The organism is candidate division KSB1 bacterium (assembly GCA_022562085.1).
GTDB lineage: Bacteria > Zhuqueibacterota > Zhuqueibacteria > Oceanimicrobiales > Oceanimicrobiaceae > Oceanimicrobium.
On record JADFPY010000033.1, the window covers coordinates 1 to 25,983 of the forward strand.

Sequence of the window (25,983 nt, forward strand, 5' to 3'; positions counted from 1 at the left end):
AGGCGTGCCGTTGAGCCGTTGATACAATCTTTGAAAGATGCTTCCTGGCAGGTGCATTTGGCTGCCGCCGAATCACTCGGTTCACTTGAAGATGCTCGTGCTTTGAAGCCATTGAGTCAGGCGCTGAAAGATGAAAATAAGCATGTCCGCAAAGAAGCTGCCGAGGCATTGGGTGATCTCAGTCAAAAGGACTAATGGCTTTAGTGTTAAAATTTTTACTTTCGTAACTTTTCACAAATTTCTCAGTATTACCAATTGAAACCATCCCGAGCAAAATTAACCGCAAACTTCTCGTTCTAAATCACTGGTATCCGGGTTTAGAATTCAAGAAAAGGTGCGTTAAGTCTAAGTTTTCAAAAGGATTTCTTATGGGTGGAAACAAAATCAGATTTAAACTTTAAGTCAATTACTGCTAAATTACAAGAAAACGACCCCCCTTTAATTCCCCCCTTGCCATGGGGGAAAATAGAGGAGTTTTGAAGGCTGCGACATTACAATTAGCGCAATTTAATTTTAACCGGACACTCCTGCTAAGTCATAGTAAAAGAAGCTCACTAATGAAATGAAAAGAAAAATAACAACCTTAGGTTTTATTCTAAGGCTGGTCTTCATACTTTCTATCTTACTTGTTTCACGTTCCGTCTTTGGGCAGGATTGGCTGCAATGGGGCGGTCCCGCCGGTGATTTCAAAGTAAAGACGACAGGTCTCGCCGACAAGTGGCCAGCGGACGGGCCAGGGCATCTGTGGAAACGTCCGTTAGGTGAGGGCTATTCATCAATCCTTTACAAAGACGGTCAGCTTTTCACTATGTATGGCGAGGACAAAAGTGAAGTCGTTATTTCATTAAATGCCCAAACGGGTGCAACAAACTGGGAGCATCGCTATTCACGTGAGTTCTGGCCGGAGAGGCGGCAGTATTTCGGGCCCGGTCCAAATGCCTCACCAATTATCGTTGACGACCGGATTATATCCATCGGCATTGCCGGTCAAATGCGATGTCTCGAACTTGCTACCGGAAAGCTGCTCTGGGTACGTGATCTGCCAACCGAGTTCGGCCGGAGACAGCGAGTCGAAGAGTATGGTTACTCAAATAGTCCGCTTCCTTATGGTGACACTATTATCGTGCAAGTAGGCGGCGACGACCAAAGCGTAATCGCCGTCGATCCGAAAGATGGCTCAACGGTTTGGCAAGGTGGACCCGGCGGCGTTAGCTACGCACAGGCCTCAATCATAAAACTCGCTGGACAAGACCAGTTTATTTACTTTTCACCAGAAGGGGTCAACGGGCTCGATCCTTCGACCGGAAAATTCCTTTGGCATTATGAAATTCCATTTGACAATGGAAATCACTTGACGCCGATCGTGAAATGCGACGAAAGCCGTATCTGGGTTTCCAGTCAATTCAATTCCGGTGGGGGAAGACTGCTTGAGATCACCCGTAAGGAAAATAGAATGGACGTGAAGCAGATTTGGTTCGAATCCAAACTGCGCGGGTCATGCTGGACGCTGATCCGAATTGGCGATTTCATCTATGGTTCTGCCGGCGGGCATGATGTTTCGTTTCTCACCGCCTTCAATTGGCGAACCGAAGAGATTGCCTGGCAGCGCCGCGGATTTCATATGGCGCAATGCCTCTACGCCGACCACAAACTTCTTTTTCTCGACAAAAGCGGTAACCTTTCTATAGCGAAAATCTCGCCGGCAGGAGTGGAGGTTCTCGACAGCGCTCAAGTGACCCAGTCCGTTTCATGGACATTGCCTACGCTCGTTTCTACGAAATTATATGTACGGGATAAAAAACATATCCTCGCACTTGAGCTCGGAAGAATTCAAAGTAATGGAAAAATAAATTAGCTAATGAGGTAGTTATGATTGTGACTGAGTTTCTTCGAACAAGAAATCTGTTCTTGGCCGTTATCATTTTAACAATACTTTTGTTGGCCTTCGCTGGCTTTGCTTTTGAAAGCGACAAAGATACTGAACCGCAAAAAACCATGACTGCCCATCGCGTTATCGACGCTCCACGGCTCGATGGCATTCTGGATGACGATGTTTGGAACGGAGTAGAGTTCGTTTCGGGTTTTTTACAAAAAGATCCGAACGAAGGGGAGCCGGCAATAAATAAAACTGAGGTTGGAATCCTTTATAACGACCATTCAATTTATATCGGTGCACGTATGTATTTTGATAAACCGGAGGAAATCCATAATTTTGTGACGCGACGCGATAATGCCGGAAATGCAGAACGATTGATTGTCTCGCTCGATACGTACTATGATCGCAGGACCGCATACAGTTTTGCGGTAACAGCGGGCGGCGTTCGTGTTGATTACTTTCACCCATCCGATCGAGAATTTCACCGGGAATTGACGTTCAACCCTGTCTGGGATGCCGAGGTATCTATCCAACCATTTGGTTGGAGCGCGGAAATGAAAATTCCGTTTTCGCAACTACGCTTTAGTAAGAATGAAAAACAGGTTTGGGGAATAAATATAAACCGTTGGATTCCCAATACCAATGAGGATTTGTACTGGGTACTTATCCCAAAAGAGGAAACCGGCTGGGCTTCGAGGTTTGGTGACCTGGTCGGTATTGAAGGCATCCGACCATCGAGACGAATTGAACTGCTGCCCTACGAAACGAGCAGCGCAATATTCACCGGTGATATAGCAAACGACGATCCGTTCAATGATGGCAGCACCATTAATTCGAGAGTAGGTTTAGACTTGAAAATGGGATTGGGTCCAAACCTGACATTAGATGTTACCTTCAATCCCGATTTCGGTCAAGTGGAAGCGGATCCGTCCGTCGTTAATCTGACTGCATTTGAAACCTTTTTTCGGGAAAAACGGCCGTTTTTCATTGAGGGGAATCAACTTCTGGATAACATCGGCCCGTCATTTTTTTATTCAAGACGAATTGGAGTAAGACCGCATGGCGATGCTGTTGGCGACTTTGTTGATATTCCCGATAATACAACCATTCTAGCAGCTGCGAAAATAAGCGGCCGCCTGAGCTCCGGACTATCGATTGGCGCAATTACTGCTGTTACGGAACGGGAACATGCGGAAACATTCATCGCCGCTACCGATTCAACGCCTGTTGTTAAAGGGAATACCGAAGTTGAGCCTCTGTCTGGTTTCGGGGCTTTTCGTTTGCAGCAGGAATTTGGACCGTCGGCGTCTACGGTTGGTTTAATGTTTACAGGTGTGCGGCGCGATCTTTCCTCAAACAATGCTCTTCGTGAAAGTCTGAATCGACAGGCCTACTCCGGCAATGCCGACTGGAACGTCCGTTTTGAAAACGGTAAATATGAACTCAGTGGATTTGTTGGTTTTTCTCACATTCAAGGGGATAGTTTAGCAATCGTTGGCGCACAGCGATCCAGCGCTCGTTATTTCCAGAGACCTGATGCAAGCCATGTTACCCTCGATTCATCAAGAACTTCATTGACCGGTTATGCCGGTTCGTTAAGATTCAATAAGAGAGGTGGTGAACACTGGCTTTGGGGTACCAGTGTCTCGGCTGAGTCCCCGGCATTTGAATTGAATGACGCCGGCATTCTTTTCGGTTCCGACGGAGTCGGGAATTGGGCTTATTTGACCTATCGCTAAACCAAACCCGGAAAGCTTTTCCGCGATTATGAATTGCAGGTTTTAACTTTTGCTAAATGGAATTACGAGTGGATTAGATCATTCCGAATTTATGACTTCAACTTCGCTTTTACTTTCAAGAATTTTTGGCGCCTGGGGATGCACTACCACTACGCGCCGGACAACCTGAGCTGGACAAAGACCCGTGGCGGACCTGTCATGGGCACACCTTCCCATCAACACCTGCAGGCAAGGCTTTCAAATAATCGAGCCTCCAATTTTAACTGGCGCGCCCGGATGTCATATGTTTGGGATGGTTTGGACGGATTCGATTTTTCCACAAGCGCACGTTTTTCTGTCAAACCCACTGATGCTTTGGAGCTTTCACTCGAACCAGAATACGAACGAGAGCGAACACCACGACAGTATTTCGACGAATTCGGGAATGGCAGAGATGTCACTTTTGGTCAACGTTACGTTTTTTCTGCCATCGATCGCAGCACGCTTTCTACCCAAATCCGCTTGAACTACGCTATCACTCCCGATTTGAGTCTGGAATTGTACGCGGAGCCTTTTGCTGCCAGCGGCAAGCGCTTTGATTTCGGCGAGCTGCTCAAGCCGCGCAGCAAGGATTTGCGCTTTTACGGAACAGACGGCACCACCATTACAGAAAACGGCGAAGGGTTCACAGTAACCGATGGCACAGATACTTTCGAATTGGAGAACCGTGATTTTAATATTCGGTCTTTCCGCAGCAATTTTGTGCTGCGTTGGGAATGGCGCCGGGGCAGTACGCTTTTTCTCGTATGGCAGCAAGATCGCTCTTCCTCGGAAGATCAAGGCAGTTTCGTGACACCGGGGTCTTTATTTGACAGCCTCTCGGCCAGGGGTGATAATTTTCTGGCGTTAAAAGTGAGTTACTGGCTGCCGGTGAATTAGTGTTTAAGCAGTCAGCTTTCAGCAAACAGCCGTCAGCTTAAAGCGGTTAAGTCTTTTAGCTGAGTACTGAGTGTTGAATGCTGGCAGTTGAATGCTGGCAGCTGAATGCTAAATTGTTACAAAATATTAAAGCTTTAAGCGCCTGATACCGATAACTTTATCAGAAGAGACCGGTGATTATCTTTAATATAAATTTAGAGGTAATTACCATGACCCTATCGGGCGCTGATTCTCACGCTCATCAGAGCAATTTTAATGTTTCTGCAGGTTCTTTGCGGGAAAAACCTCAGCAGTCTTCGCAACAGCTCTCCGCGGATGAAAAAAAGCAAGTCGAACAGCTGAAGCGGCGCGACGCCGAGGTAAAGCGGCATGAACAAGCGCATAAAGCCGCTGCCGGACAATTTGCCAGTGGCGGGCCGAGTTATGAGTATCAAACCGGCCCGGATGGCAAACAATATGCCGTTGGCGGGGAAGTTCAGATAGACACCTCGGAAGTGCCGAACGATCCTCAAGCGACAATTCAGAAAGCGCAGCAGATAAAAAGAGCAGCGCTGGCTCCGAAAGATCCTTCAGCGCAGGATAGAAACGTTGCCGCAGCAGCGAGCAAAATGGAGGCGAAAGCACGGCAGGAACTTGCTGAGTTGAAACAAGAAGAGAAACAGCTTTATAATCAGAATGGCCAAAAAGCGGGCCATCCCTCTCAACCCGCTGTGTTTGATTTATTTGTTTAAGAAGTTTATAAACCTTGCAGGTTTATAAAACCTGCAAGTTGGTTTGGGTTCTACTTAATAATGAAGGACGCCACTGCGCCGAAAATTACCCAGCCAATCATGTTAATTGTTCCCCAGCACCAGGCGAGATAATATGGAAATTCGTTGATGACAAGCGGGAAATAGAATTGCCCAAAAAATACAATTAGGCCCACGAATGCGCCGAACATGACACCGCCTTTAGCGCCCTCTCCCCAAGCACTCCTGGTCTTCGAAAACAGCATGGCTCCGGCGATTCCGATTGCAACAGCAACAGCAAAAAACCAACCTGGATTTGCCGGGTCCCTTCCGAAAACCGCATAGCTTTCATAGGTCGAACGCATGATAAAGCCATGCATAAGCCATTGGTAAAGATTTAAAACAATCCCGCCAACAACTCCAGTCAGTAAGATTTTACCCCAATTCATATCTCCCTCCGTTTTTGGTTATGAAATGAGTTAATTTAAGTGAATTGTTTAGGTCGAGGTCTAAGTATAGTATGAATACAATGAGTATAATATAATAGATTGTTGTTGTCAATAAAAAATTTGGTCGGTGGGAACAAGCAAGGAGTGGGGACGCTTGATTTTGTGAGAAATTGACCGGCTAATTGTAGACGCCACATTAAGACTTTCAACGTTATTTTTTGAGACAAAACCGGCTCTAACTTTTATCTTGATTTTACAAAGTTAATAACTTATATTCCTTAATATTTTGGTGTTACTAGGGAATCTTAATGTCTAAAATAATAGCAATTGCAAACCAAAAAGGCGGGGTTGGAAAAACGACCACGGCCGTTAATTTGACCTCGTGCATTGCCGTTGCCGAGAATTCAGTCTTATTAATCGATATCGATCCGCAGGCAAACTCGACCAGCGGTTTAGGTTTGGATCATAAAACAGTTAAAAATAGCATTTATGAAGTGCTTATTGAGAATCTGAACATTCAGGAAGCGGTTGTTGAAACAGGCTTGGATTACTTAGAGCTGGTGCCTTCAGCGGCGCGGTTGGCCGGCGCTGAAGTCGAGCTGGTGAATACGATGTCACGCGAGAATATATTGACCTCTGCTTTAGAGCAGCTTCAAAAAGAGTATGATTACATTTTTATCGACTGCCCGCCTTCTTTAGGTCTTTTAACCATTAATGCTTTGACCGCTGCCAAATCGGTGCTAATTCCAATTCAGTGCGAATATTACGCGCTTGAAGGATTGGGCCAGCTTCTGAATACCATTCGCCTGGTGCAGAAAAACTTGAACCGGGAGCTCGAAATCGAAGGCGTTCTTCTGACTATGTTTGACAACCGGCTGAACCTTTCCAGACAGGTTGCGGATGATGTAAAACAATTTTTTGAAGACAAAGTTTTTAATACCGTAATCGACCGAAATGTCCGTCTGAGCGAAGCTCCAAGTTATGGCAAGCCGATTATTCTTTATGACGCGATCTCACGCGGCTGTGAGAACTATATGCATTTAGCTGAGGAAATTCTGAGTAATGGCCGTTAGAAGGCTTGGCAAAGGATTAAGCGCGCTCATTCCGGATATCCCCAGCGACGACCCTGAGCAATCCGAACGCCTCAGAGAGGTTGAGGTATCCAAAGTCCGACCCAATCCGTTTCAACCCCGCGAAAACTTTGACCCCACGGCTTTACAAGAGCTCAAACAATCGATATCTGAAAAGGGAATCATCCAGCCGATATCCGTGCGAGTTGCAAATTCCGGATACGAACTCATTGCGGGCGAACGCCGTTTGCGTGCGGTCAGCGAGCTGGGTTTGGATCGCATTCCGGCTTATGTTATGGAAGTCACCACGGACGAGGAGATGATAGAGCTCTCCTTAATCGAAAATATTCAAAGAGAAAACCTCAATGCTGTTGATGAGGCAAAAGGATACCAGACACTGGTTATAAAGTTCAACCTGACTCAAGATGAAGTTGCAAAGAAAGTTGGCAAAGATCGCACAACGATTACAAATTCGCTTAGAATTCTCAGGCTTCCAAAAATCATCCAGGATAGTTTAATCAAAGACGAGATTAGCGCAGGACATGCAAGGGCGTTGCTGACTCTAAGCAAAAAGGAAGATCAGGTTAACTTGTGGAAGCAGACTTTAAAAAAAAAATACTCGGTCAGGCAAATTGAAAACATCGTTAAGGCCGAAAAACCTGCCGTCGCGCCCAGGAAAAAATCTCTACCAAAACAGGATCCATTTATAAACGAGGCAGAAAATAAACTCAGAGCTATTTTAGGAACCCAGGTGCGGATTAAGGATAATAAGGGTAAAGGTAAAATTGAAATTGAGTACTATTCGAATAGTGATATTGAAAGAATCTTGGAATTAATGGAAAGGATTTAACGACGACGAGCGAAAAGCGAGGAGTGTAAAACTAACTACACGGTTCTCGCTTCTCGCTCTTCTCTTTTCTCTCCTCGGAAATCCCCTAACTGTTTGAATTTGAAATCTTTGTAACTTTGAGAAATTGCTTGATTTTTAGAATTTTTATTCTAAATTAAGTGACTCTTGTAACCAAATGTTAGCGCAATCGGCTAATTTGAAATGAAAAATGTTTATGCAAACACGCCGTGCACAGAAAGTTTCTATACTTATCGTACCGGAAGACGACGCTGAACCCTACAGTTTCCGAATCAGCACTAATATGGTTAAGTTGCTTTATGTGGTGGCCGCTGTCCTGATTGTCCACATTGTAGTCGGGGCTATTTTCTACTGGAAATACGCAGGTCTTTATTCTTTTAATAAGCAAGTTCTGGCTTACAATTCACAACTTCAAAAAGATAACAAGCGAGTGATTGCTTTAGCAGATCAATTTTACGCTTTGGAGAACGAATATAAGAAAGTTAGAGGTCTTCTCGGTGTCGACCTTGAATCTTCGCAGCAAATGGCCGGTATTGGCGGCCGCCAGAACCTTGTTTCAAGTCAATTGTTTGAAAACATCGTCCCGACAGTTCAAATTAGTCGCGAATCACCCCTGGATGTCAAGGCAGACAATAAACAGTTTTTCTTGTCTCCCAAAAAAAATAAAATTCACAATTTTGCTGAAAGCTTACCGACCCTGCTTCCCGTTAAGGGATTTCTAACACTGGATTTTCAAAAAGAGGGTTGGTTTCAGCCGAAAACGCATAGCGGCATTGACATTGTTGCAAAAAAGGGGACATTGATTCGAGCCTCCGGCGCTGGGGTTGTTATATTCGCCGGTTGGACGTATGATTTGGGTAACTTGATCATTATCGATCACGGCGGCGGTATTCTTTCTTATTATGGTCACAATCAAAGATTGTTGAAATCTGAAAAAATTTATGTCAAAAAAGGGGAAGCAATAGCTTTATTAGGGACTTCCGGAAAGAGTTCGGGACCACACCTCCATTTTGAGATTTGGAAGGATGGGCTGCCGGTAGATCCAAGAGAGTTTATCTTAGCGTTTAACGAAACGATTTCCACTAATTAATGAACCCAAAGTGAGGAATACTATGTTGGGTAAAAGGAACGAAGACTTTAACAGCAGCGGGAATTTAAACACAATCATTGGGAAGGGTTCATCAATTGATGGAACCCTGAAAGTTGATAGTACACTACGCGTCGATGGCAGAATAAAGGGCAAGGTGACGACTAGTGATTCTCTGGTCATCGGCAAAGACGGGGCGATTAACGGCGATGTTGTCGTTCGCAATGCGATAATCGGGGGCAAGTTGAAGGGCAAGCTCACTGCATCCGGGAAAGTTGTTTTAGAAGCGAAATCGGAATTCAAGGGCGAGCTCAAAACTACCAAGCTGGTTATCGATGAAGGCGCGGTTTTTGAGGGTAATTGCTCAATGTCCGCCGAACCCGCTGAAGAGAAAAAAAGCGACTTGCCAAAGAGCAGCGTCGCTGAAATCCTTGAGCAAAAGCAGGAATCCAAGGAACCGAGGAAGCCAAGGAAATAAAAATCGCAAAATGAGGTGACTGAAGATTCCCAAAGTCGCAAAAAAGAGGCCGTTAACGTCAGTGGTTATTTTGATTTGGGTTTCCGTTTTGCGCTTGCAATCGTATTCGGGACTGGAGGAGGATACTGGCTCGATTCAAGATTTAATACTCTTCCCCTATTTTTAATCATTGGTTTGTTCATAGGCGCGACTTCAGGGTTCATGACGATTTACAGAACTGTCTTTCCCCCGAAAATGACGAAAGAAAACGAAGGTGAATGAAAATCTGAAGTTTCTGCTGCAAATTTGCGGGTTCACATCGATACTGTTGGTTGTTGCAATTATTTCTGTAAACCTTTTTGGACGGTCCTATCTGGTTGGGGCGGTTTTTTACGGATACTTGGTAAGTTTGGTTAATATCCTATTTTCATTTTATTCCATAAAATGGGCGTTTAATAAATCGAACTCAACCTTTTTTGCAGTAGTATTAGGCGGAATGGGAGTCAGATTTCTGATTCTTATAGCTGCCCTTTTTTTTGTGTGGAAATTTACTCAAATTCCACTGACTGCATTTATTGTTTTTCTGGTTGCTTTTTATTTGACATTGCAATTCTTTGAAATCAAGTACATTCAAAAGCAATTAAAAATTAGCAAGGCTGTTTCGTAAAAGAATGATTTTGACGCAAACATTATCCTGGTTTTTAACCGGCGGCGGCGTCCAGGAAGGGCACGGTGCTGAACAGCAGGGGCAGGGTGGCGGTGAAGACGAAAAGCTCGGTTCGGAATTTATCATGCACCATATCACCGATCATAAGCTGTTCGATCTGCAAGTGTTCGGGATCGACATCTCTATCACCAAGCACATCTTGATTATGTGGATCGTTTCGGCAATGATGATTTTATTGTTTGGCATACTCTTCCGCAAACCGAAAATGGTGCCGCACGGGCTGGCTAATTTTTTTGAACTCATCATCGAATATCTCGATCAGGAAGTAATGAAGCCGTTTCTCGGTGACCACAGCCGAAAGTATGCTCCCTATTTGCTGACAGCCTTCTTTTTTGTGCTTTTTTGTAATTTGCTGGGACTCGTTCCCGGCTCTGCAACTGCCACCAGCAATATTAGCGTGACTGCGGCGCTGGCGGTGATCACATTTGTGATGGTGATTATGGCGGGCATTAAATACCACGGTCTGGTGGGCTATTGCAAAGGCTTGATTCCGCCCGGATTACCGGTCTTCATTTTACCGATTATAATACCGGTGGAAATTCTCGGATTGTTTACCAAGCACTTTGCTCTGGCCATCCGGCTTTTTGCAAATATGGTTGCCGGCCATGTGGTGGTTTTCGCATTTTTGATGATCATTTTTACATTTAAGAATTGGGCAATCGGCGGCACCACCCTTTTATTTTTACTGTTTGTGAGTTTACTCGAAGTGCTGATTGGTTTGATTCAAGCTTATATTTTCACGATTTTATCAGCCGTATTTATCGGAATGTCGATTCATCAAGATCATTAAATAACAGGTAACTTAATTTAATAAATTTTGTAACTAACAGAAAGGAAAGTTTCATGGGCGATTTAGGATTAGCATATTTAGCCGCAGGGCTTGGCGCTGGTATTTCAGTTATTGGGGGTGCACTAGGTATTGGCAAATTGGCTGGAGCTGCAATGGACGGAATTTCCAGACAACCGGAAGCTGCCGGAGACATTCGCGGTGCGATGATCATTACCGCAGCTATGATTGAAGGCGCGGCGCTTTTGGGTCTCGTTATCTGTTTCCTCCTGGCAGTTAAGGCTTAATTTAAAAACCAACAAAAGGCCGGATAATGGAACTATTAACTCCCAATTTAGGCACATTTTTTTGGACGGCGGCAACATTTGTCCTGCTGCTGCTGGTTTTAAAAAAGTTGGCCTGGGGCCCGATTTTGCAGACCCTTGCAGAGAGAGAAACACGCATCAAAGAAGCGCTTGAAAAAGCCGACGTTGCACAAAAAGAAACGGAAGAAGCCTTAGCAAAGAACCAGGAAATCATGGATGAAGCTAAAAAAGAGGCCCAGGATCTTTTGAGCAAAAGCCGAAAAACCGCCGACACGACGAAAGAGGAGATTATTCAGAAAGCGCATTCGGAGGCCTCGGCAATGCTGGAAAAAGCTAAAAGGGAAATCTCTTTGGAGGGGGAAAAAGCGGTGCATGAAATAAGGAAGCAAACCGCCGAACTGTCTGTGATGATTGCCTCTAAACTCATCGGCAAAACGCTGTCACAGAAAGACCACCAGGACGTTATCGACGATTCACTTAAGAAAATGGAGATGAATTGAAAAATACCGTTCTTGCAAGGAGATACGCCAAGGCGCTTTTTGAGTTAGCAGTTGAGAGAAAAATTCTTGATACGATTCAAAATGAAGTCAGATCCTTTTCACAGAGCCTGGATGACAACCTTCAATTCAGACTTTTTTTCTTCGCGCAAGATGTCAGCAAGAAACAAAAACGCGAAAAAATTGAAGAGCTCATGCAGGACCGGGTGTCCAATGTGTTTTTCAATTTTGTTCTTGTGCTTTTGAAGAAGAACCGCGAGTTCATCTTTCCTGAGATCGTCAAAGAATTTCAATCCATTGTTGATAAGTATCACCGGAAAATAAACGCTTTGGCCATTACCGCCCAACCTCTGGATGAAAAATCTTCATCCAAATTAAAATCTTTGTTAGACAAAACTTTTGATGCAGATGTTCGGATCAGGAACGACATCGATGCGTCAATCTTGGGTGGCATTGTGGTGAACGTCGAAGGCCATGTCTTTGACGGCAGCCTGCAGAGTCAGTTGGCGCGGCTGAAAGATGATTTGGTATCGAATTCAAAAAACACTTCCTAGTGTTAGAGTGTTTATGTGTTAAGGTGTTCGCGCGTAAAACCGTTAACACTTTAATACATTAACACCCAAACACTTATTGCTAAGTATGAATTATTTTTGAGTCTGAAAATGCGACTACCTAATAACTTAAAATCAGGAGGTCTGAGATAGGATGGAAATACGTCCTGACGAAATCACAACAATTATAAAAAAGCAGATTGAGAGCTTTGAAACCACGGTCGAATTGGAAGAAGTCGGCCAAGTTGTCCAGGTTGGCGACGGAATTGCCCGCGTTTACGGCTTAGAAAAAGTTATGGCCGGCGAGCTGGTGGAATTTTCCGGTGGGTTGTTGGGCATGGCTCTGAACCTTGAGGAGGACAACGTCGGTTGTGTGCTTTTTGGCGATGATGTCCACGTTAAAGAGGGGGACTCGGCAAAACGAACCGGCAGAATCATGGAAATTCCCGTCGGTGACGCAATGCTTGGCCGCGTGATAAATCCCTTGGGGCAGCCAATTGACGGCAAAGGTCCGATCAAGACCGACAAGGTTCAACTTATCGAGCGAAAAGCGGAAGGTGTTGTTCAGCGCCAGCCGGTATTGGAACCGCTGCAAACCGGTATCAAAGCGATCGATTCCATGATTCCCATTGGCCGCGGTCAACGTGAGTTGATCATCGGCGACCGGCAGACGGGTAAAACTGCAGTCGTTATTGACACAATTATCAACCAGAAAAATACAGACGTTTTTTGTATTTACGTGGCCATTGGACAAAAAGCGTCCAGTGTTGCAAAGGTTGTCAAAATCCTCGAAGATGCGGGTGCAATGGACTTTACTATTGTGATTGCAGCTTCTGCGAGTGAACCGGCGCCCATGCAATATATTGCCCCGTTTGCCGGTGCGGCGCTTGGAGAATACTTTCGGGATAGCGGCAAACACGCTTTGGTTGTTTACGACGATCTCTCTAAACACGCCTGGGCTTACCGCCAGTTGTCGCTGCTGTTAAGGCGGCCACCGGGTCGTGAAGCTTACCCCGGCGATATTTTTTATCTGCATTCCCGCTTACTGGAACGCGCAGCTAAATTGAACGATGATTTAGGCGGTGGCTCATTGACCGCTTTGCCGATCATTGAAACTCAAGCGGGTGACGTTTCTGCTTATATTCCGACCAACGTTATTTCGATTACCGACGGCCAGATTTATTTAGAGTCGGATCTCTTCTACGCGGGTGTCCGCCCGGCTATCAATGTGGGACTTTCGGTTTCACGGGTTGGCGGTAACGCGCAAACGAAAGCGATGAAGCAAGTCGCTGGACGACTGCGTCTGGATTTGGCCCAGTTCCGCGACCTGGAGGCATTTGCAAAATTCGGTTCGGACCTCGACAAAGTCACCCAACTGCAAATTACCCGGGGCCAGCGCATGGTTGAAATCTTGAAGCAGGGTCAATATACCCCGCTGGTGGTCGAGAAACAAATTGCGATCATTTTTCTCGGGGTAAACGGATTTCTAGATTCGATTCCAGCCGATCAGGTATCGAGACTTGAAACCGAATATCTTCAGTTCATGGAATCGAATTATTCCGACGTTTTGAAGAGCATCGCCGAAAAGAAAAAACTCGATGACGACCTGCATAAAAAGATGACGTCGATTGGTGAAGAGTTTATCAAATCATTCGTGGTTGAGGAATAAGTGGCAACTTTACGTGATATAAAACGCCGCATTAGCAGCGTCAAAAGTACGCAGCAAATTACCAAAGCCATGAAGATGGTCGCTGCGGCAAAACTGCGGAGAGCCCAGGAAAGGTTGTTGAACGCACGGCCGTATGCGCAGCGATTGGAGGAATTGTTGACTCATGTGACGGCCCAGGAAGACCAGCAAAGCAGTCATCCGCTTCTGGAAGTCCGGGAGGCAAATAAACTCTGTTATGTGGTTGTGACTTCGGACCGCGGTTTTTGCGGGGGCTTTAATTCCAATGTCATTAAACGGGCGAAAAGTGAAATTGATTCTCAAGTTTCCGCGGATGCTACGCTTCTGACAGTCGGCGCTAAAGGTACCGATTTTTACTTACGGCGAGATTACCAGATTACGGAAAAGTATATCGACATTTTCAAAGATCTGGATTTTCAACACGCATCAGAAATTTCAGCACGCATTCAAGAGTTGTATCAATCTCAGGAAGTAGATCGCGTTTTTGTTGTATACAACAGTTTTAAGTCGGCTGGAACTCATATAGTCAATGTCACTCAACTGCTCCCTCTTGAACCGCATCAACCTGAAGAAGGCGCAGCGGTTTCCGCTGATTATTTGTATGAACCTGAAGCAGGAAAAATTCTGGATGAGATTATACCGAAAAATATAAATGTACAAATCTGGCGGATTTTGTTAGAATCGTATGCGGCCGAAGAGGGCGCCAGAATGGTTGCAATGGATTCGGCTACGGAAAATGCCGAGGAAATGATCTATGATTTAACCCTGCATTATAATAAAGTTCGTCAGACGGCCATTACTACGCAAATTTCAGAAATTGTTGGCGGCGCTGAAGCGCTGAGAGGATAATCCCCCTTTTGTCATTTCGACCGAAGGGAGAAACCTTTATTACTTATCAAGAAAAGGAAAGCTTAAGAATGAAAGAAGGCCGAGTTTCACAAATCATTGGAGCTGTATTAGACGTTCAATTTGAAGACGGCGATTTACCCGAACTGCTAACCGCTCTGGAAGTTGACCACGATGGCCGCAAAGTCGTTTTGGAGGTGCAGCAGCATTTGGGCGAGCAGACGGCACGCTGCGTTGCGATGGATTCTACCGACGGTTTGGTTCGTGGCATGCCCGTTAAGAATACCGGTAAACCGATCTGCGTGCCGGTGGGTCCGGAAACGCTCGGCAGACTGATGAACATCCTTGGCGAACCGATCGATGACTTAGGTCCCATCAAAACTAAAATGACCTTACCGATTCACCGGGAACCACCAAAGTTTGAGGATCTCGATACAAGTTCGGAAATTCTCGAAACCGGTATTAAAGTAATCGATCTTCTGGAACCATACACAAAAGGCGGTAAGACCGGTCTGTTCGGCGGCGCCGGGGTTGGCAAGACCGTTTTAATTCAAGAACTCATTCGTAACATCGCAACCGAGCACAGTGGATATTCCGTATTCGGCGGCGTAGGCGAAAGAACCCGTGAAGGAAACGATCTCTGGCTCGAAATGAAAGAGTCTGGCGTTCTCGAAAAAACCTGTCTGGTATTTGGACAAATGAACGAGCTGCCTGGCGCGAGACAAAGAGTTGGGCTCACAGCGTTGACTGCCGCAGAATACTTCAGGGATGAAGAAGGTAAGGACGTTCTGCTTTTTATTGACAATATTTTCCGGTTTACGCAAGCCGGTTCTGAAGTGTCTGCGCTCTTAGGTCGGATGCCGTCGGCGGTGGGTTATCAGCCAACCCTCGCCACTGAAATGGGTGAACTGCAAGAGAGAATCACTTCAACAAAGAAAGGCTCGGTTACTTCCGTACAAGCGATTTACGTACCCGCCGACGATTTAACCGATCCGGCTCCTGCTACCACGTTTGCCCACCTGGATGCGACCACAGTGCTCTCGCGGCAAATTGCCGAGTTGGGGCTTTATCCAGCGGTGGATCCGTTGGATTCAACCTCACGAATTTTAGACCCGCATATTGTCGGAGAGGAACATTATCAGATTGCCCGTCAGGTCCAACAAATTCTGCAGAAGAACAAAGATTTACAAGATATTATCGCGATTCTCGGGATGGAAGAACTTTCCGATGAAGACAGGATTGTTGTGAACCGCGCGCGTAGAATTCAACGGTTCCTGTCACAACCGTTCTTCGTTGCTGAGGCATTTACCGGAACACCCGGACAGTATGTTCGTCTGGAAGAAACGATTCGCGGTTTCAAAGGCATCGTCGAAGGTGAATACGATGACTTTCCGGAACAGGCTTTTTATATGATTGGCACTATCGACGAAGCAATCGCAAATGCTGAAGAAATGAAAAAAGCAGCTTAGGGATGGAATCGTTTTATCATTAAAGTGAAACCATGTTACCCGAAAAACTAAACATAGAAATTCTCACTCCAAATAAGAAAGTCTATTCCGAAGAGGCTTCCTCCGTTCGGCTTCCGGGCTTTGAAGGTTACTTCGGTGTTTTCCCGGGCCACACCCCGCTTTTGGCAACGCTGAAAATAGGTGAAATTAAAGTAGAGAAAGACGGCAAGACCGACTACTTTGCAGCGAGTGGCGGTGTTGTTGAAGTCCTTCCGGGGAGCATCTCCATTCTTGTTGAAACTTCCGAACTTGCTGCAGACATCGATAAAAAGCGAGCTGCCGCTTCCAAAGAGAGAGCCGAAAAAAAAATAAAAGAAGGCAGGAAACAGTGGGATATTAAACGCGCTGAAGTGGCATTAGCGCGGGCAATTAACAGAATGCGGGTCACCTCAAGTATCTAACTGATTTTTTCCACCCTAAAGTCAAATTTTCTAATTCAGGTTATTTATTCATTAAGCAAAGCGTCTGGCAATCCGCGCCCGGGATTTGGCAGCTTCTATTTCATGGTTGCGTGGCGGAGATTTGGTTGCAAGCGAACTAATCAATTGCCGGGCAATGTATGTGACATCTTCAACGCCCTGCTCAAAAACGGCTTCGTTTACTTTTGAAGGTTTGTTAAATCCGCTCAATTTGCGTACGAACTGTAAAGAAGCTGCTTGAATCTCCTCGTCTGTAGCAGGCGGATCGAAGTTGAACAATGTTTTAATATTTCTACACATACTGCCTCTAAAAGTAATTAATTAACCTGAATAATTCATAGCTGGCGAAGCCGAAAACTCAAAATCCCAAATGTACAAATCCCAAATAAATTTCAAATTTCAAGCTCCAATTTTCTTCTCGTTAATTTGAGTAGGCGTTTCCAACGGTGTACTCTAAGTTTGGAATTTCAAATTTGGTTCTTGGGATTTATTTGAAATTTGAGATTTGTTTTTTGTCATTTTTTTGCAAAAAAATGCAAAAGTTTACCGACATAGTATAAACCTGGATTTTGGGAAAAAATCCATCACCGCAGTGCTGATAGATGGTTGCGGAAATAAGCGAAGCGGTTTCCGCAACCCAGGCAACACGCAAAACTCCTAACGGCCAATCGCAAACAAATGCTCCTTGGCCCGCACATACATCATGCCCTCTGAAAGGGCGGGCGTAGCCATGACCAGCTCACCGATTTCATTTTTTGCAACCAGCTCATATTCGGGTCCGGCTTTGATCACAAAGATGTCGCCGTCCTCGCCGGTCAGGTAGATTTTGCCATCGGCCGCGACCGGAGAGGCACTAAACCCGCCGCCGGCGTGGCGAATTCGCTGACGGTACTTTTCTTGGCCGGTTTGTAAATCATAGCAATCAAGCACGCCGTTGTTGTTGAGCGAATAAAGATAGTCACCGTAAATGATCGGTGTTGGCATGTAAGGCCCGCGGCCACGTTTACTCCAGGCCACGAAATCGTTAGAGGTCTGTTCTTCAGTTAGTGTGATTTCGCCCGTGGCGCCTGCACGAATGGCAAAAATGGGCTTTACCGGCCGCCGGCCGCTGGCAACGATAATCAGATCGTCTTTAAATATCGGTGTGGGTGCGGTAATCTTGGAGCTGCCGCCGAGCCGCCACAACTCTTTGCCGGTGAGCGGATCATAGCCTTGGATGAAATTTGAGGCGTTAGTAATCAGCTCAACTCTTTTGCCCGGGTAAATCGTCGGTGTGCCCCAACCGGGCAGTTCGTCACGTTGGGTCTTCCAGACGGTCTTGCCTGTTTTAGTATCGAGGGCGATCAGAAAATCCTCACCCTGGGTGTCGCACTGCACAATAACCAGGTCGCGGTAAATGATGGGGGAGCTCGCAGTGCCCCATTCGTAGCTCGGCAGGTCATAAGCCCCGGCGTTCAGGCGCCCGAGGTCTTTTTTCCAGAGAAACTTGCCTTCCATGTCGAAGGCAAAAAGACCTTCAGAGCCAAAAAAAGCAACCACGATTTCACCGTTCGTTGCCGGAGTCGAATTAGCATAAGTTGCTTTGATATGCCGCTTGTCTTTCGGCACTCTTTCCGCAGCCAGCGCTTCCCAGATGATTTCGCCGCTGGTTTTGGCGAGACAGTAAACCAGCCAGCGGTGCACCGAGCGATCGCTGGAAGCTGTGCCTTCCCCGTACAGACCGTGTTTAAATGTGTGGTCACCGGCGCTGCTGATGGCTGTGGTGACAAAAATCCTTTTCCCCCAAACAATCGGGCTGGAGTGCGCCAGCCCCGGGATGTCGGTTTTCCATTTTATGTTGCTGCCGCTTTCTCCGTGCCATTGGTCGGGCAGGTTCTGGCCGTCGGCGACTCCGGAAGCGTATCTTCCGCGGAAAGAGGGCCAGTTCGTGTCAGTAGTTTTTGATTTTTCATCTCCGGCATACGCCATTAAAGATAGGTTCAGGAGAAATATCCATGAGAAAAAACCCCGAAGAATGGGTCCTAATAATTTAGCCATTTTTTCTTTTTTTCCTTTTTGGGATGTTAGCAGACATCTATCAGCTCAATTTCGGTAATTGACAAACTGCAGCGGAATATCCAGCTTCGCATCCTTGAGCATGGCCATCACTTTCTGCAGGTCGTCTCTTTTCTTGCCGCTGACCCGAACCTGGTCGCCCTGGATAGCAGCCTGAACTTTCATTTTCATATCCTTGATCATCTTGACCATTTTTTTGGCCATTTCCGTTTCAATACCCTGGCGAATCGTGGTTTTTTGGCGGGCGCCTTTACCGAACTCCTCCACCTTGTCAAAAACGAGCGCTTTCAGATCGACCTTGCGCGCGGTGAATTTTCCGATCAGGATATCCCGCATCTGTTTTATTTGAAATTCGCTGTCCCCGTGCAGAATGATTTCCGACCCGGTATGCTCAAATCGTGCGTCGGAGCCTTTGAAATCGAACCGGGTTGAGACTTCGCGCTTGGCCTGGTCAACGGCATTGGTGACTTCGTGCATGTTGACTTCGGAAACAATATCGAATGATTGCATTGTTTTTCTCCTTCTGTGTTTTGCATTACCCGTCGTTGCGAGCGACTGTAAGGCCTGTCCTGAGCAGTGCCGAAGGAAGCGAAGCAATCTCCCTATAAGTAGTTAAAGGTTGCTTCGTGGTCCCGATTTCATTATTAGCTATTTAAGGATTGTCGGGACTCCTCGCCAAGACGGAATAGCTCATTTTCTTGTTTTAACATTATCTTTTTGCACTGATTTATAGAATCTACCAAATTTTTTATCGCGACGGCGTTTTTCCAGATAGGACCTCTCGTTGAAAGCAGATTCCTTTTTCATTTGAATATAATTATGATAACGCTCCTGAGAAATGCTGCCGTCATCTACCGCACTCAATACTGCGCAGCCGTTTTCCTGCAGATGTGTGCAATTCGTAAAGCGGCACTTGTTTGCCAGTTCCACGATATCAGAAAAAGTCTCCTGAAGTCCCGACTCTACTCCGATGTTTCCCAACTCGCGCATCCCCGGCATATCGATGATCATGGCGCCGTTTTTAAGAGTAATTAATTGCCGGCGGGAGGTCGTGTGTTTTCCTCTTTCGTCCTTTTCTCTGACTTCCTGGGTTTTAAATAAATCTTCACCGAGTAGTTTATTTAATAAGGTCGTTTTTCCAACTCCGGATGAACCCAGCAAGCAGACTGTTTCTCCGGGGACTAAGTGCGCATGAATCTGGTCGAGTCCCGAGCCGTTGAGATTACTAAAGGCCAGTACTTGAACGTCCGGCACTGTCGAGTGCATTGCAAGCAGCTTTTCTTCAATTTCTTCGGGAGACACCAAATCACTTTTGCTCAGCAAAACGACCGGGCGGATATTGGCTTCATGAATCATCGCCAAATATCTTTCCAGACGCCGCAAATTATAGTTGGAATCCAGTGACTGCATAATAAAGGCTGTATCGATATTGGCGGCAATCAATTGAAATTCTATCTTCTTGCCCGAAGTTTTCCGTTTCAGAATTGATTTTCTCGGCACGAGCTCATGGATGACTGCAAAAGAATCATCATCAAAATATTGGGCATAAACCCAATCGCCAACTGTGGGGGTGTCAAGGGAGGATTCAACATTGAATAAGAACTTACCCGTAAGTTCGGCAAAGACTTCTTTCTTTTCATTTTTGAGAATGAAATTGTCTTTGTTAACAGCGGTGACCCGAGCTATTTTATAGTCGTGCAGCTTTGCAGGGTCTAGTTTATCCTTTAGCCAGGGGTTTAGGTCTAACTTTTCTAAGTTCATTGAGAATTGATAAAGTTGCTCATTTTTTCACAAAGGTAACTAATCCACACCAAAAGTACAATTCATTTTCTTTAGTCTACCCCAACCTCCGAAACGAGCTCGCTTTAAGAATCAAGAAGACATCCTTGCCGGTCTGCAATCCCAAACGTTCCACTGTTGTCGGGACAATTTCCACTGTAAACTTAGGGCCGGCCGCTATGTCAACCAGAATTCTTTCACCCAAATGATGAATGTCCGTTATTGTGCCCTTAAGAATGTTGGTGGCGCTTAAGCCGTCCGGTTTTTTTACGCCGATGATGATTTCTGAAGCCGGGATATTCAGAGTGAGTTTCTCACCGATCGTGCAGTCCAGATGCGGCAGCACAAAGGAAAGTTCACCGCAACTGGCCTCGGTTAATCCTTTTGAAGATTTGTCAGCGGTGACTGTCATTTCAAGGATGTTGGCAATGTCAGCGCTTGCAACCAAAGGAGCAGCGGTCATTTTGTCGAGCTGTGCATAAGGCCGGCCATAACCGATATTTCTGCCATTTTGGAGGATGACCACCTCGTCGGCAAAATTCAAAACGTTTGCAAGATCGTGCGAAACATACAAAATCGGCAGTTCGAACTTCCGGTGGATTTCTTTGAGGAATTTCAGGAATGAAAGCCGGGCGGATAAATCCAGGGCAGCTAACGGTTCATCCATCAACAGATAATCCGGCGAGGCCAACAGCGCCCGGGCCAGGGCAACCCGCTGTTTTTCACCTCCGGAAAGGTCGGCGGGCATGCGGGTTAGGTGCGCCTTGAGTCCAGCCACCTCGACAATTTCTGAAAAGCTGAACCGGCGTTTTTCTTGCGGAGTTTTGGTCAAACCGAACTCGAGATTTTTCTGCACAGAATAATGTGGAAACAAGCGGCTCTCTTGAAATATATAACCGATGTTTCGATCTTGTGGAGAAGCATTGATTCGTTTTTTGTCTGAAAATAAAATTCGGTCATCAAGAGAGACCTCCCCTTCGGCTGGCTGGGTTAATCCGGCAATCAAATTTAGAGTTGTTGTTTTACCCGAACCGGAGGGTCCAAACAGAGCGGTAAAAGCAGACTTGATTTCCAGATCGAGTTCGAGTTCGAAATTCGGCCAATGTTTTTTTAGTTTCAGGCTAAGCATTTTTCATTCGCCGCAGCATGAGCTCGTTGAGTAAAATACTTAAATAGGAAATAACCACCGAGACGATAAGCAGAATTGTGGCTTTACTGGCTCCATCCGGTTGATTGAAATAGGTGAAAACCGCCAGGGGAATCGTTTGGGTTTTGCCGAGTATGTTGCCGGCAAAAATGATAGTGGCGCCAAATTCGCCCAGCGCCCTTGCAAACGCCAGAACACTTCCGGCAATGATGCCGTTGGCTGCAAGAGGTAAGGTAATCCTAAAAAAGACACTTGCTTCGCTGGCGCGCAGCATCCGGCCGGCTTCCTCCAGCTTTTCATCGACGGAGTCGACAGCAACCCGTACCGCGCGCACCAGCAATGGAAAGCTGACCACCGCAGAAGCGATCACGGCCGCCCACCAGGTAAACGCCAAATTTATGCCAAACCACTCTTTGAGAAATCGTCCAATGAAGCCGGAAGGACCCAGGAGAATCAAAAGTAAATAGCCGGTCACTACCGGTGGCAGAACCAGCGGAATATTGACGAGGCCATCTAAAAGCGATTTACCGATGAACCTTTTGCGTGAAAAAAGCCAGCCGAGATAAGTACCGATCGGAATGATAATAATCGTGGAGAGAGTCGCTACTTTTAAAGAGAGAAGGATAATTTGAAGCTGGTTGTTCACTCGTCCCGCTCGCTTTCAGGAATGATGAAACCGCTTTCTCTGAAAATCCGCTTTGCGGTTCCCGATTGTAGAAATGCCAAAAAAACAGCGCTCAGAGGATGTGTCGAGATGTGAGTCGTAGCAGCCGAATACTGAATGTCAGGCTGAATCTCTTTAGGTAAGCTGCCGGAGATAAGGATTTTTTTGCTGATTGCAGCATCAGTTCGGTAAACGAGTGCATAGTCCACATCACCTCTTTCGACATACGCCAGGGCAGCTCGCACATCTAAAGCCGGAATGCATTTTGATTTAATTTTTTCCCAGAGCCCCGCTTTCTCTAAAGCGGTTTTTGCATAGATACCCGCGGGTACGTGGGACCAGTCGGCAAGAGTAATTCTCACAACATCCGAACTGAGCAAATCCTCTAAACCAGTTAAGTGTCTTTGACTATTTTTGGAAGTGACCAAAACCAATTCGTTACCTAAAAAATTGACTTGGGAGTCTTTCTTTAATTTATTTTTTTCCATTAAAAACTGCAACCATTGCAGATTCGCCGACAGATAGATATCCGCATCCGCGCCCTGCTCGATTTGTTTGGCTAGAATAGAGGAGGCAGCAAAATTGAATTCTACTTTGGTTTTTTCGGATTCCTTTTGAAATGCATCAGCGACGGCCGGCATGACTGAGGCCAAGCTCGCGGCGGCAAATATCCGCAAAGGACGGTCTGACTCCCTGGAATTTTCCGAGGAACAAGAAATTAATCGAGAAAAAAATAATCCAAGGAGAAGAGTTTTAAACAGGTTGTGTCGCATAAAAGATTGCTAGTATAGTTTTTTTTATATACAGACTTTTGGCTTAAAAAGCAAGGAGTCGAAAAGTGTAGGTTAGAAATATCTGAAGGATTTTCAGAGATTTTTTGACAAAACTAAAAGTCAATTAGGTCGCGCGATCATAATTGACCTGCTTTAGGGAAGGATAACAAGAAAGGGAGAATTCGAAATGAATCTCTTCGAATCTTATTGCTCTTTTTAGAGACTGCAAAAAATGCAAAAATACCCGGCTTAATTTCTGCACTGTTTATAATATTATTTATCGTTTTTTCATGTTTTAAAAACAGATACTTTTTTTATAGACTCCAAAAACTCAAAAAAACGCACCCCTGAAAATGCTCATTATCATCGATAAAACTTTGCTGCCTGAATCAGAAGCAAGACATACCAAAACAGCCGCTTGCTGATGAAGCAAGACGGCTTTTATGTGGAATTTGGAATTAGTAGCTATTATAGCGATTTAGTTTGAGGATGTACTGATGACGACTTTTACATTTTTCGGCGCTGTCGGTGCCTGAGTATCTGAGGGCGGAGGAATAAATAAACTAACTTCTTGCGAAAATGTACTTTCGTTACCGGCTACATCGTAAGCAGTAACTACGAAGTAATATGTCGTGTTTGTCTGCAAACCTTTGATTTCTACAGAAGTTGCATTCCCCGCATCAACATTGGTATTATAGCTGCCAGATTGAGTACCGTAATAAATCCGGTATCCGGCCAAGTCGGACTCTGAATTTGGATCCCATGATGCGTTGACATCGTCTGTATATCCGGGAATACTTAATAAAAGAACAAATGAGATAGCGCTGGCTATTTTTAGCATTTTTTCTCCTTCTAAATCTCTTACATTTCCTGTTGATTGCGATTTGCATAGTTTACAATGATTGTGCCAAACTGTTTATGCTCGGGTTCTGAAGCTCAGGGCGTTACTCGCGGTCTCCCCCAAATCTCCTAAATTATGAAGATTTCTTTATGGATTTCGATTATTGCATAAGTATAAGATATGTCTGGACTTGGAGTTTTTAAAATAGAATAAAATCCAATTCAAATCATGTGAATGGAAAGGAAATCAGGTTCTGATCAAAACAGTTTGCAAACAGAAACATACTCGAGGAGACACTCGCTGATTTGTGGTTACATTCGTGAAATATAGGTTTCAATTATGAAAAAAGGGCAAAGTTACATTCTTTGCACTTTTTTATCTCCGCTCCCCTTTTTCGGCACTCCTGAAATTCCGAAAATAATTCAACTTTGGAGAAAAATTGGATTGTTTTTTCGATTGATAGTGAAGCTTTTGAGTCTCTATTCAACAAAAAATCCCTTTATGAGGGCTCCCAACTATATAGAGCTTTTCTGCGATTTACCTGAGGGTTGAAGAGCCATCGTCATTATGTGACAGCATTTGACGGACACAAGAACGAGCATAGACTTTTTTATAGACCCAAATGAATTCTCCCCTTAAAAAACAAGAAGAAGTCTACGACTAATCAGTTGAGCATGCGGTGTCCAGAAGGTTTTCATCCCAGCACCCTTTGACACCATTCTTGCTGATGTAACCCTCTTGCGTCGTCTTATTCCAGGAAACTTCCACAGTATTGCTTGCGGAAACATCGATAAGTGTCATGGTTACAATATCGCCATCAACTGTGTAAGTTATTGAATCGCCGGCGTCAGCATCGTCGCTGTTGTTTAAGAAAGCCAAAGTACGATCGGTTTCCGAAGTATAAATCCAATTAATTCTCACTGTTTGTTGGCTTTCCTCCGGTCTGATTTCATCGTAGAACTGCCAGTGACCTGAGGTTCCGTCAATTCGGTTTTCGCCGGTATACCAGAGAAAATCGGTTAAAGGGGTTGGCAGCTGCCGGGTCACAAACATTTCCCAGTTGATCACGTCGCCGTTAATTTGAGCTTTCAACTGCAGGGAAATGGTTTGATTGGGAAATTCATGTGAAGTATTCCAGCACCATTTTCCTGCTGCTTCATCGAATGTTGGTTCTACACTTAAAGCAGCGGCAGTGGCACCGACCGGAATGGTGAGCGCAACAATAACCCATAAATTCACAACCAAAACAGTGAGTACGGCTTCACCAAAATTTGTTCGTAGATTGTTCAAATCCGAAGTTTTGGACAATATTTGATTGCCGCCGTCAAACAGCGAAAGATCGATGGTCATGGTTTCTTGTGGTGGGATGTCCGGCGCCGTGTCGGCCGGACCGGTGCTGTCGCCGCAGGCCGGTAAAAAAGTCAGGTAACCGCACAAAAAGAAAATCAACATTGTATCCTTAATTGATGTTTTCATTTCCTGAATCCTTTCATTTACTGGGTTAAACGATATGCCGATTTACTTGAAATCGACTTAATTTAATTAAATTTTTTGAAAATGCAGGAACGTGTAAACAAAATATAAAAGCAATCGGTTGAATCAAGAATGGAATTTATCTATTGTTTATCAATTTTTGGGCCAAACCTTGTTCTGAGGAATTTATGACGAAGAATCTCCTGTTTTTGAGCTTAAAGTTGAGATTTTTCACTGGTGTTCCAAATAACCAGAATAGCCTTTCTGCAAATAAAAATCGTGAACGAAGTCCACAGGTGTAGCATTTTCACCACATGTTTTTTACTTTTTAAGTGCAATTTTATTTTGTATTTTTGATTCATTGTATGGGACTATCCAAAAAGTCCAGAATGTCGTTGCGAATCCCGCGTTTCTTTGCGGAATGAAGCAATCTCATGCTTACGAAGAAGCTAGATTGCTTCGCGAAAAACGCTCGCAAAGACGTCGTTTTGCACCTTTTTGGCCAGTCCAAGGATTTTTTTGCGAAAGTCTAAGAGAAAATGATTCTCAAACCTGAACAGATAAAAGAAGTCATCGGCAACGTTCAAAAGCGTAAGGAGCCAATTAAAGGCTACATTCCGGCTGCGGTCCTGCTGCTCTTTTTCGAAAAAGAGCAGCAAAGCCATTTAGTTTATATCCGCCGGACACACGGCATGAACATCCACAGCGGGCACATGGCCTTCCCGGGCGGAA

Annotated in this window: 30 protein-coding genes; 20 read left to right on the forward strand and 10 right to left on the reverse strand. The window is 45.2% G+C overall.

Annotated elements, in window-relative coordinates; all coding sequences use genetic code 11:
• The 5 genes from IH879_05055 to IH879_05075 form a co-directional block, all read left to right on the forward strand.
• The coding region (locus IH879_05055; GenBank protein ID MCH7674305.1) for a HEAT repeat domain-containing protein at positions 1-195 on the forward strand (195 nt) is incomplete at its 5' end.
• A gap of 367 nt (positions 196-562) precedes the next feature.
• Positions 563-1,855, forward strand: a complete 1,293-nt coding sequence (locus tag IH879_05060) for a PQQ-like beta-propeller repeat protein (GenBank protein ID MCH7674306.1) — start codon at positions 563-565, stop codon at positions 1,853-1,855.
• 20 nt (positions 1,856-1,875) lie between these two features.
• A complete protein-coding gene (locus IH879_05065; protein ID MCH7674307.1) occupies positions 1,876-3,615 on the forward strand; it encodes a hypothetical protein in 1,740 nt (579 codons plus the stop codon).
• A 138-nt stretch (positions 3,616-3,753) separates the two neighbouring features.
• Entirely contained in the window at positions 3,754-4,533 is a 780-nt protein-coding gene (locus IH879_05070; protein MCH7674308.1) for a hypothetical protein, read from the forward strand.
• Between the two features lie 209 nt (positions 4,534-4,742).
• On the forward strand, positions 4,743-5,264 hold the full coding sequence (locus IH879_05075; GenBank protein MCH7674309.1) for a hypothetical protein: 522 nt from the start codon (positions 4,743-4,745) through the stop codon (positions 5,262-5,264).
• Positions 5,265-5,314: 50 nt separating this feature from the next.
• On the opposite strand, the gene IH879_05080 is transcribed toward IH879_05075, so the two are convergent.
• The gene (locus tag IH879_05080) at positions 5,315-5,710 is read right to left on the reverse strand and encodes a hypothetical protein (protein ID MCH7674310.1); all 396 of its coding nucleotides are present in this window, start codon (positions 5,708-5,710) and stop codon (positions 5,315-5,317) included.
• 308 nt (positions 5,711-6,018) lie between these two features.
• On the opposite strand from IH879_05080, the gene IH879_05085 reads away from it, so the two are divergent.
• The 14 genes from IH879_05085 (at position 6,019) to IH879_05150 (ending at position 16,501) form a co-directional block, all read left to right on the forward strand.
• Complete coding sequence (locus IH879_05085) at positions 6,019-6,783, forward strand: ParA family protein (protein ID MCH7674311.1); 765 nt, start codon at positions 6,019-6,021, stop codon at positions 6,781-6,783.
• Complete coding sequence (locus IH879_05090) at positions 6,773-7,630, forward strand: ParB/RepB/Spo0J family partition protein (protein ID MCH7674312.1); 858 nt, start codon at positions 6,773-6,775, stop codon at positions 7,628-7,630. Before IH879_05085 ends, IH879_05090 begins: the two co-directional genes overlap by 11 nt.
• A 214-nt stretch (positions 7,631-7,844) precedes the next feature.
• A complete protein-coding gene (locus IH879_05095; protein ID MCH7674313.1) occupies positions 7,845-8,738 on the forward strand; it encodes a M23 family metallopeptidase in 894 nt (297 codons plus the stop codon).
• 22 nt (positions 8,739-8,760) lie between these two features.
• Complete coding sequence (locus tag IH879_05100; GenBank protein ID MCH7674314.1) at positions 8,761-9,213, forward strand: polymer-forming cytoskeletal protein; 453 nt, start codon at positions 8,761-8,763, stop codon at positions 9,211-9,213.
• 15 nt (positions 9,214-9,228) lie between these two features.
• Positions 9,229-9,474, forward strand: a complete 246-nt coding sequence (locus IH879_05105; GenBank protein MCH7674315.1) for an AtpZ/AtpI family protein — start codon at positions 9,229-9,231, stop codon at positions 9,472-9,474.
• Positions 9,467-9,859 carry a hypothetical protein gene (locus IH879_05110; protein MCH7674316.1) on the forward strand — a complete coding sequence of 131 codons (393 nt, stop codon included), beginning with the start codon at positions 9,467-9,469 and terminating at the stop codon, positions 9,857-9,859. The genes IH879_05105 and IH879_05110 overlap by 8 nt, the downstream gene beginning before the upstream one ends.
• Before the next feature lie 10 nt (positions 9,860-9,869).
• Positions 9,870-10,709, forward strand: coding sequence for a F0F1 ATP synthase subunit A (gene atpB, locus IH879_05115; protein MCH7674317.1), 840 nt, complete (start codon positions 9,870-9,872; stop codon positions 10,707-10,709).
• Positions 10,710-10,762: 53 nt separating this feature from the next.
• Entirely contained in the window at positions 10,763-10,993 is a 231-nt protein-coding gene (locus tag IH879_05120) for an ATP synthase F0 subunit C (protein ID MCH7674318.1), read from the forward strand.
• A gap of 26 nt (positions 10,994-11,019) precedes the next feature.
• On the forward strand, positions 11,020-11,511 hold the full coding sequence (atpF, locus tag IH879_05125) for a F0F1 ATP synthase subunit B (protein MCH7674319.1): 492 nt from the start codon (positions 11,020-11,022) through the stop codon (positions 11,509-11,511).
• Positions 11,508-12,062 (forward strand): ATP synthase F1 subunit delta, encoded by a 555-nt coding sequence (atpH, locus tag IH879_05130; GenBank protein ID MCH7674320.1) that lies wholly within the window; start codon positions 11,508-11,510, stop codon positions 12,060-12,062. Before atpF ends, atpH begins: the two co-directional genes overlap by 4 nt.
• Before the next feature lie 151 nt (positions 12,063-12,213).
• On the forward strand, positions 12,214-13,728 hold the full coding sequence (locus IH879_05135; GenBank protein ID MCH7674321.1) for a F0F1 ATP synthase subunit alpha: 1,515 nt from the start codon (positions 12,214-12,216) through the stop codon (positions 13,726-13,728).
• Positions 13,729-14,595: an ATP synthase F1 subunit gamma gene (gene atpG, locus IH879_05140; protein MCH7674322.1), complete on the forward strand. Its 867-nt coding sequence runs from the start codon at positions 13,729-13,731 to the stop codon at positions 14,593-14,595.
• 68 nt (positions 14,596-14,663) lie between these two features.
• Positions 14,664-16,061, forward strand: a complete 1,398-nt coding sequence (gene atpD, locus IH879_05145; GenBank protein ID MCH7674323.1) for a F0F1 ATP synthase subunit beta — start codon at positions 14,664-14,666, stop codon at positions 16,059-16,061.
• 32 nt (positions 16,062-16,093) lie between these two features.
• On the forward strand, positions 16,094-16,501 hold the full coding sequence (locus IH879_05150; protein ID MCH7674324.1) for a F0F1 ATP synthase subunit epsilon: 408 nt from the start codon (positions 16,094-16,096) through the stop codon (positions 16,499-16,501).
• A 51-nt stretch (positions 16,502-16,552) separates the two neighbouring features.
• On the opposite strand, the gene IH879_05155 is transcribed toward IH879_05150, so the two are convergent.
• The 9 genes from IH879_05155 to IH879_05195 form a co-directional block, all read right to left on the reverse strand.
• The gene (locus IH879_05155) at positions 16,553-16,819 is read right to left on the reverse strand and encodes a DUF2277 domain-containing protein (GenBank protein ID MCH7674325.1); all 267 of its coding nucleotides are present in this window, start codon (positions 16,817-16,819) and stop codon (positions 16,553-16,555) included.
• Between the two features lie 357 nt (positions 16,820-17,176).
• Positions 17,177-18,556 (reverse strand): PQQ-like beta-propeller repeat protein, encoded by a 1,380-nt coding sequence (locus IH879_05160; GenBank protein MCH7674326.1) that lies wholly within the window; start codon positions 18,554-18,556, stop codon positions 17,177-17,179.
• Positions 18,557-18,601: 45 nt separating this feature from the next.
• Complete coding sequence (locus IH879_05165; GenBank protein ID MCH7674327.1) at positions 18,602-19,084, reverse strand: YajQ family cyclic di-GMP-binding protein; 483 nt, start codon at positions 19,082-19,084, stop codon at positions 18,602-18,604.
• Between the two features lie 180 nt (positions 19,085-19,264).
• Entirely contained in the window at positions 19,265-20,335 is a 1,071-nt protein-coding gene (gene rsgA / locus IH879_05170) for a ribosome small subunit-dependent GTPase A (GenBank protein MCH7674328.1), read from the reverse strand.
• 76 nt (positions 20,336-20,411) lie between these two features.
• Positions 20,412-21,482 (reverse strand): molybdenum ABC transporter ATP-binding protein, encoded by a 1,071-nt coding sequence (modC, locus tag IH879_05175; protein MCH7674329.1) that lies wholly within the window; start codon positions 21,480-21,482, stop codon positions 20,412-20,414.
• The gene (modB, locus tag IH879_05180) at positions 21,475-22,146 is read right to left on the reverse strand and encodes a molybdate ABC transporter permease subunit (GenBank protein ID MCH7674330.1); all 672 of its coding nucleotides are present in this window, start codon (positions 22,144-22,146) and stop codon (positions 21,475-21,477) included. Before modB ends, modC begins: the two co-directional genes overlap by 8 nt.
• Complete coding sequence (gene modA / locus IH879_05185; protein MCH7674331.1) at positions 22,143-22,841, reverse strand: molybdate ABC transporter substrate-binding protein; 699 nt, start codon at positions 22,839-22,841, stop codon at positions 22,143-22,145. The genes modB and modA overlap by 4 nt, the downstream gene beginning before the upstream one ends.
• A gap of 574 nt (positions 22,842-23,415) precedes the next feature.
• Complete coding sequence (locus IH879_05190) at positions 23,416-23,778, reverse strand: fibronectin type III domain-containing protein (GenBank protein ID MCH7674332.1); 363 nt, start codon at positions 23,776-23,778, stop codon at positions 23,416-23,418.
• A gap of 660 nt (positions 23,779-24,438) precedes the next feature.
• Complete coding sequence (locus IH879_05195) at positions 24,439-25,254, reverse strand: hypothetical protein (protein ID MCH7674333.1); 816 nt, start codon at positions 25,252-25,254, stop codon at positions 24,439-24,441.
• 536 nt (positions 25,255-25,790) lie between these two features.
• Between IH879_05195 and IH879_05200 the strand changes: the two genes are divergently transcribed.
• Positions 25,791-25,983: hypothetical protein (locus IH879_05200; GenBank protein MCH7674334.1), on the forward strand; the 193-nt coding region annotated here is incomplete at its 3' end.